Source organism: Halobacillus sp., from assembly GCF_049282395.1.
In the GTDB taxonomy this organism is placed as follows: Bacteria; Bacillota; Bacilli; order Bacillales; family Halobacillaceae; genus Halobacillus.
This window is the reverse complement of the sequence record NZ_JBAPTY010000063.1, coordinates 1-7,550: the sequence shown is the minus strand read 5'-3', so window position 1 is coordinate 7,550 and position 7,550 is coordinate 1. Positions and strand designations below refer to the sequence as shown.

Genomic DNA, 7,550 nt, shown 5'->3' with positions numbered 1-7,550 from the left:
ATGCGGTCATTTTGAATAGCGCCGCCGATATCTCCTGCAACAGCTTTACCATATCCTTCAACGTAAACTTCAGAACCTAGTGGAATAACGTCAGGATCCACAGCGATAACTTTACGGTCCGGGTTCGCTCGTAGGTCGATGCCTGTATAGGTAGTACCAGAGCACCCTTCACAGAATGCCGTATATGCGGTAGCTTCCATCGTCAACGTTTTGGCTACCTCTTCACCAGAAGAATCGTCAGACCCAGAAGCTTGGACTTCATTAGCTTCTGACTGTTCTTCGGTGTTTTCTTCTGCTTGATCGTCTGTTTCACCGTTAATTGTAAGAGTCTGATCCGGGAAGATCAGGTTAGATGATAAATCGTTTGCGTCTTTAAGCTGTTCCACGGAAACTCCTTTTTCCTGGCCAATGCCCCAAAGGGTGTCTCCTTTATCTACGACTACTTCACTTGCACTTGCGGTAATGGTTGTTGTACCTATAATTGCAAAAGTTGCTGCTATTGAAAGAATTGATTTTTTCATGGTAATTGCCTCCTTATTTGCTAAACAGATGATCGCCTCTGTTTAAAATCACATCTCCTACCTTAACACCTCATCGTTTTATCTCAATAACAGGATGACAACAATCAGTTTTCAGATATTACATTTCCTTCATACACATGTAATATTTTCCTGATTAATGAAAAAGAAAAAACGATGCCTAATAGAATAGGACATCGTTTTTAAATTATCCAGTTGGGAAGTCATCCTTATTCGTATACGGTTACTTCTACATCTTTACGCCCAAAATCAAAAGCGTCGCCCTGGTCTGGAATGAAGACGTCAATGCGGTCATTCTGAATAGCGCCGCCAATATCTCCTGCAACAGCTTTACCATATCCTTCAACGTAAACTTCAGAACCTAATGGAATAACGTCAGGATCCACAGCGATAACTTTACGGTCCGGGTTCGCTCTTAGGTCGATACCCGTGTAAGTAGTACCGGAGCACCCTTCACAGAATGCCGTGTAAGCAGTAGCTTCCATTGTTAGTGTTTTAGCCACATCATCACCAGAAGTTTCATTTGATTCAGAAGTTTCTTCTTTCGCTTCTTCTTCCTCTACTGGTTCATTATCTGTAGAAGCAGCTTGATTTCCTTCAACAACTAATTCTTGTCCAGGATGAATAAGATCGGAAGATAGATCGTTCCAGGATTTCAATGAATCTACTTTTACTGAATAATCCTGACCGATACCCCATAGAGTGTCTCCAGAATTAACTGTGTATAGTTCGTCACTTGAAGTTGATTCATTTGAATCGTTGCTTTCTTCACTGATTTGAATAGTTTGTCCAGGATGGATCAAGTCGGAAGATAGACCGTTGATATCTTTAATGTCTTCAACAGACACCCCATATTCTTGACCAATGCCCCAAAGTGTATCTCCTCTATCAACCACAGTTTCCTGTGCGCTAGCTGTAATTGTTGTAGATGCCATAATCATTAAGATCGCTGCTATTGAAAATAATGTTTTTTTCATAATTAATGCCTCCCTAGTTAACAGTCGAATTATTTTTTTATCTCTGTCTAAAATAACAACTCTAACTTTACCCATCTCGGAGGCAAACAACAATAACAGGACGACAACAATTATATATCAAATATTACACTCTTTTTACATTGTTGTAATAATTCCAGTTATTTTGGCGAAATACCTTGTCACAATAGGGTTGAATAACCAAATCTTGTAAGCGCTATCATTATTGTTTATAATAAATAAAACTATTCTGAAAAAGGCGGGGTTTCATGTTACAAGAAAAGTTATGTGCACAGAACCACACAAAACCCTATTCTGAACAAGATATCGGGACTACTCATCTTCATCGTCAGTATCGTACCGATCTACGTCAAGTCTCTGAGAAAGACTATAATAAGTTTGTAACTTTAAATACGGTCAGGGACTGGTCACAATTGTCCTGGAATGATGTAGGCAAACCTTATGAAGTGGAGGCTTCCGCTAAAGAAAAACAGGATTGGGAGGCAAAAAACAATCGAGACATGGACCCCCACACTTCCTGGACGTTATTTAACAAATCCTTTCATGAATGGTTTATTAAAGATGTCCCGAAGGAGATAGGGAATTCTAAACATCATTTCCTAAAAAGTCTCAGTACTTTTAAACCTGCGGAAGTTAAGCAAGCTCTTGGACAAGTCATCCAACTTCAACTTTGGAATTACATTCATCGCGTTCAAGATGGAATTTGGGACCCCAGAGGGAAACGTGCGCTATTTGAAGGACTTCATTTAACCAGGCCTCGCATATTATTTTTAGGAGCCGCTGAAGGTTATGAAGCCATGCAACTTGGAGCGATGTATCCCGGGGCAGAAATTGTGATGGTAGATTATGACGAGTTCTGTAAGACAACTAGATTTAAAGATTTCCCGGACGGCTATCCTTTTTTAGGTGAGAACCCACGCACAGGACACCCTGCTGTCTATTACAAAGATGACTTAAACATAGAATATATCGTCGAAGATGTTCGTAACCTTGATTTTAATAAGGAGTTTGACATCGTGCTTTCTGTTGGATTACTGGAACACTTTCCCGATGAATATAAACATGAGGTGGCTGACTGGCACCGACGATTCCTTAAGCCGGGGGGTTATGCTATTATGACGACCCCTAGAAATCAAGTTCGGTCACGCTTATACTATCGTATTATGGCGGATGTGATGAATCATACGTATCGTGAACTTATGACAGTAGAGCAGATGGGATTGTATATGTATGAAAACGGCTTTGATATTTTAAGACACGGGTATATTAAAGTGCATAACGGACTAGTCTGTCAGCCTCGTTAGTCCATACCAACACCAAAAGGGACTATTAACTAGTCCCTTTTGGTGTTTAATCTTCCATCCTATTGCAGTAAATGTCCATCGCTTTCCCTAAAAATTCTGCATAACCAGGCTGCAATTGATCGAAATTCTTCGCGAACCTTGGATCACTTACATACATATCTGCAAGGCCTCTAAATATATCCAGCTGACAATCATAGAAGTACTTTGATATATGCTTTCGCTTTTCATCTATAAGTCTTTGCACGTCTGAATCATCTGGGCCTTGATCCATACGTCCGATAATTTGCCTGTCAATCTCTGCTCCTTCTTCTTGGATGTTTATCCAATCCTTTTCCGAGTATGCCTTTGTTCTTCTTTTAGATTCCTGATAAGCCTCAGTTTCTCCCCAGCGTTCTTTCACTTCTTGCTCATACATTTTCTCATGTTGTTCAATTTGACTTTTATCAAATGGTTGAAAACGGTCATGGTTGGTCATTTGGTTTCCTCCTTTCAATGATTGGAGTGTCTGTTCCACGGATAAAATGATTCGTTCCAGACGTCTACTTTTCTCTAATAGGATTTTCTTATGGCGATGCAAAGCCTTTTCCTGATCAAAATCAGGAGCGTCTAAAATTTCTTGGATTTTAGATAATGAAAAGTCCATCTCTCTAAAAAAAAGAATTTGCTGAAGTCGCGTTATTTCTTTTTCACTATAATAACGATAGCCATTCGACTTCACTTCTGAAGGGCTCAAAAGACCAATATCATGATAGTGATGAAGGGTACGTACACTAATGCCTGCTAGCCTTGCTACCTCCTTAACTTTATACATGGGGATCACCTCAATTCAAAGTCTATGGTATGACGCAACGTGAGGGTCAATGGTTTATTTATATATTTTTGGAAAAAATGCATAGCACCTATTTTCCATCATCCGGGCACAAAACTTTGAGTAAGGTTAAAAAAAAGCTATAATAAAGTAAATAAACAAATGAGGGCGGGGGATTCATGCACATCCACAAGGTAATTGAACCAGCTAAATTAAATAGCATCCACATTCACCATACGTCCCCGGTTTATCAGGTTTATTATGATTATTTGAAAGAAAGAAACAGTATAGAAGCAACAGAGTTCACCAGGTTCTTCTGTCAACGCTCCAGGCCTTCTAAGTTAGAAGATCAATTAGCATTAACGGAATTCCTATATATGAATGATTTTTTCGATGAACTCGAATGGCACCTAAATGAAAATTATATGCACGAAGACATTGTAAAGCTCTATCGCATAATTCTGGATAGGAAAAAACGGCCTTTAAGTACTAACGATATTAAGTCCATTGAAGAGCTTTGTTTCGAACACCCTTCTCTTAAGTGCCTTCATCTTTTCCTTCTTGTTTATGCACATTATGATATAAAGAAATATGCAGGAATGGATAAGTTTACTGAGGAAATTCAAACCGCTTTATTTACCATCAATGAGCCACTGTTTCACTATTATATGAAGCTGCGTTTCGATGAACTCACGTTCCAACATTATTGGAAAGCCAATCATTTAGTCCTGGCAAGGAAGTTTGCCTACAAGTATATAAATGCCGGACTTGCTCCAAGAAAACAAATAATGATGCATCACAACCTCGCATTATGCTATAGCTTTGAAAATTACGACGCAGCTATGGATTATGCCGAAAAGACGATAAATATAGCCGAAACTAATGGTTATTCCCATGCGTCTCAAGTAACCCGTGATCATACCATTCCTTTTATTGCTGCGTTTCATCAGAAGTCTGAACATATTACTTCCAATGATCCAACCGAAAATGCTCATTTACTACTTTCACGCGGTCAACGAAAGGAAGCTATTGATATCCTTTCCACATTACCCTCTTTAACTCCTTTCCAACAGGCTTACCTAGGTTTGGCGGAGAGGAATTTACAGCTTTTGCGTAAAGCGAAAAACAGATTTATTAATGAATACAACGATCTTTTCTTTGCTCAGTTACCAGATTATTATATGAAACGGGTGCTTAAAGTCGTATAGAAGCTGAATGCAGACAGCTTCTTTTTTATGGAACAGAAAAATATAGACTATTTTTCCTTTAAAGGACTTTATTAGAATAGTGTAGAATAAATGAAGTTACAATAAATTTGCAAAAGAGGTTGGATAATATGAATATGTATTGTCAAAGTGCCTTTCATCAATTAGAAGTAGTCATTGCTTCTATTTCTGAAATAGTTGGACAATTAACCGAGGAAGAACTCGCTTTACGGCCGACTGAAGAGAAATATTCAATCGGAGAACTATTGGAACACCTTTCGATCATTCCGGCAGCAGATGGAAAAATTGCTGAGAAGGCATCTGAAGAGGAAATGAAAGCCCTCTATCAATCCTCTTCATTACAATCAAAAGAAGAGATTCTTGAAAGGTTATTCGACCATTTTTCTCAACTTAAAACACAATATGAGAATTATACGGAGGAGGACCTTCATACGGAAACCGTCTCATGGTGGGGAGTAACTTATACCCGGTATGAATGGCTTCTTCAAATCGTTGCCCATATGTACCATCATCGAGGACAACTTCACGCGATGCTCGTCCACTCCTATCGTAAAGATCCCGAAATCCTATTATTTGAATAAAGTTAGACAAAAAACCACCTCAGGTCATCCATAATCTGGATGACCTGAGGTGGTTTTTTTTAGGTTAAATAAGTAATCGGAATCTTTTCTTCTACAATTGTTCCGTCTTTATGGTAAACGTAGTAGGCTTGCGCACTTCTTCTGGAACTAATTGCTTTAAGTATTTCTGCTTCCACGATATGAAGTGCTGCTCCATCATCCAGAGCGTAACCCGGTTTTATTTCTTCATTTGCAATAAACTCTGTATAAACCTTACGACGGTTGACTTCTCCGTCATAATGGGGACAGCAGCTCCCTTCAACAATCCCCAGACAATCAATCGGCCTTAGTTTGTCGCCATAAGAGTCCGTCAATCCTTGTTGAAACCAGCAGATAGCTCCTGCACTCAATCCCGCGAGAACAGTTCCTTGTTCCCATGCTTCTCTGATGATTTGTTCTAGTCCCCACTCTTTCCACAGCGCCAGCATATTTTTAGTCGAACCCCCGCCGACGTAAAGAATATCTTTGTCTAATACAAAATCCCTCAGGTTATGGGGAGGATTAAATAATGACAAATGACTTGGGTTACAATCCTCTTTCTCAAAAAAACGGTAAAACTTTTCAATATACTCATCTCCATCTCCACTTGCTGTAGGGATAAAGCAAATGGAAGGCTTATCTGCATCTGACTGTCTTAATATGTATTGGTCAAGTCCAGGATTATCATCTTCCATAGAAAATCCTCCACCGCCCATAGCAATGATTTGCCTCAACTCCCCAACCTCCTTCACCTTTTATCCACCTCAGGCCATCCAAATTATGGATGACCTGAGGTGTTGATATCATTATTTTCTTGTTTTTGGTTTTCCTAAGGATGTCTGAATGTCTTCTTTGTAAGCGTATGAGAACAATAGCGAAACGAGAATTCCGCCGCCAATCAGGTTACCTATACTTGCTGGTATAAGATTGAAGAAGATGTATTCATACCATTCATACTTATCAGAATATAATATACCCATACTAAAGTACCCCATATTGGCAGCACTGTGCTGGAAGTTACCGGCTACGAATAATATAACCGGAAGCATGGTTCCCAGAAACTTACCTGTAATATCACGGGCTGCCGTAGTTAGAAAGGCTGCCATTCCAATCAGCCAGTTGGCTATAATACCTGAAACTAAGATTTCAAACCAACCTTTGATTCCATGATCCATAAACTTCATCTTCTTATCTAAATACATCGAAAGTTCAGTGTAGAATGGATCTGATAATGACGCAGACATTTGTATCAGAACTGCCACCATAACTGCACCAAGGATATTCCCAATATAAGTAGATGCCCAGAATTTATAGATATTTGCTTTCATTAAGCCTGCTTTATTAAAAAGATAAGAGGGAAGCAGTACGTTAATTTCTGTAAATAGTACGGAACCGGAAATAAACACCATCGCATAACCGGCAGCAAACCCCAAACCGGATAGCAGATTATATACCCCCTGAGTCTCTACACCGATAGCAAGCAAAACTGAAAATATTGCCCCGAATGTCATAAACGACCCTGCTGTGATCGCAAGTAAAAATTGGGCTCTAAATGGTTTATTTAAATGGTCCCGGCCTTTTTCCCCGAACTCATCTACAATTTGAGATGGAATATAAAACTGCCGGCCGGGCCGATCAATTTTGCCATTGGAAGAATTGTCTGTTTCTTTAGTCTCATGTTCTTCTTCTAGCCTATTGTAATTATTTCCCACATGTATCCCTCCAATGATTCTGCTATTCCCATTATCTCCTCGCAATAATCCTACTCCGAATAACTTTTATCTTAGTGGTACACATTAAGGTTAAATCCTAATTTTGCAAAGGAGCATGGATATGCCGAAAGATCAAGTTTGTCTCGCGTGTGGTGGAGAAGGTTTGCTAATGGATGATGAAGAGTGGAGATATACGTGTAAAATCTGCGGAGGCAGTGGTTTTATGTCTCAAGAGGGATCCGTTTATAATAGAGAGCCCGCCAACGTTGATGAAATGAATCGATACCTGGATTAACTGAAAAAAAGCGCTGGTAAATTCAGCGCTTTTTGCATGAGCAAAGCTACATCACATATCGATCCACCGCTT

Annotated in this window: 9 protein-coding genes; 4 read left to right on the top strand and 5 right to left on the bottom strand. The window is 39.4% G+C overall.

Going from position 1 to position 7,550, the window contains the following annotated elements:
• A partial coding sequence (locus WAM07_RS03320) for a LysM peptidoglycan-binding domain-containing protein (protein ID WP_422164762.1) occupies positions 1 to 521 on the bottom strand: 521 nt, incomplete at its 3' end.
• 227 nt (positions 522 to 748) lie between these two features.
• A complete protein-coding gene (locus WAM07_RS03315; RefSeq protein ID WP_422164760.1) occupies positions 749 to 1,516 on the bottom strand; it encodes a LysM peptidoglycan-binding domain-containing protein in 768 nt (255 codons plus the stop codon).
• A 266-nt stretch (positions 1,517 to 1,782) separates the two neighbouring features.
• Between WAM07_RS03315 and WAM07_RS03310 the strand changes: the two genes are divergently transcribed.
• Positions 1,783 to 2,838 carry a class I SAM-dependent methyltransferase gene (locus WAM07_RS03310; protein ID WP_422164758.1) on the top strand — a complete coding sequence of 352 codons (1,056 nt, stop codon included), beginning with the start codon at positions 1,783 to 1,785 and terminating at the stop codon, positions 2,836 to 2,838.
• 46 nt (positions 2,839 to 2,884) lie between these two features.
• Here the strand turns inward: WAM07_RS03310 and WAM07_RS03305 are convergent, their stop codons facing one another.
• Complete coding sequence (locus tag WAM07_RS03305) at positions 2,885 to 3,649, bottom strand: MerR family transcriptional regulator (RefSeq protein WP_422164756.1); 765 nt, start codon at positions 3,647 to 3,649, stop codon at positions 2,885 to 2,887.
• Between the two features lie 176 nt (positions 3,650 to 3,825).
• Here WAM07_RS03305 and WAM07_RS03300 point away from each other — a divergent pair, with 176 nt between their 5' ends.
• Complete coding sequence (locus WAM07_RS03300) at positions 3,826 to 4,854, top strand: AimR family lysis-lysogeny pheromone receptor (RefSeq protein ID WP_422164754.1); 1,029 nt, start codon at positions 3,826 to 3,828, stop codon at positions 4,852 to 4,854.
• Between the two features lie 128 nt (positions 4,855 to 4,982).
• Positions 4,983 to 5,453, top strand: a complete 471-nt coding sequence (locus WAM07_RS03295; protein ID WP_422164752.1) for a DinB family protein — start codon at positions 4,983 to 4,985, stop codon at positions 5,451 to 5,453.
• A 59-nt stretch (positions 5,454 to 5,512) separates the two neighbouring features.
• Here the strand turns inward: WAM07_RS03295 and WAM07_RS03290 are convergent, their stop codons facing one another.
• Entirely contained in the window at positions 5,513 to 6,205 is a 693-nt protein-coding gene (locus WAM07_RS03290) for a Type 1 glutamine amidotransferase-like domain-containing protein (protein ID WP_422164750.1), read from the bottom strand.
• Positions 6,206 to 6,277: 72 nt separating this feature from the next.
• Positions 6,278 to 7,183, bottom strand: coding sequence for a formate/nitrite transporter family protein (locus tag WAM07_RS03285; protein WP_422164748.1), 906 nt, complete (start codon positions 7,181 to 7,183; stop codon positions 6,278 to 6,280).
• A 121-nt stretch (positions 7,184 to 7,304) separates the two neighbouring features.
• Here WAM07_RS03285 and WAM07_RS03280 point away from each other — a divergent pair, with 121 nt between their 5' ends.
• Positions 7,305 to 7,478: a hypothetical protein gene (locus WAM07_RS03280; RefSeq protein WP_422164746.1), complete on the top strand. Its 174-nt coding sequence runs from the start codon at positions 7,305 to 7,307 to the stop codon at positions 7,476 to 7,478.
• The last annotated feature ends 72 nt before the right edge of the window (positions 7,479 to 7,550 follow it).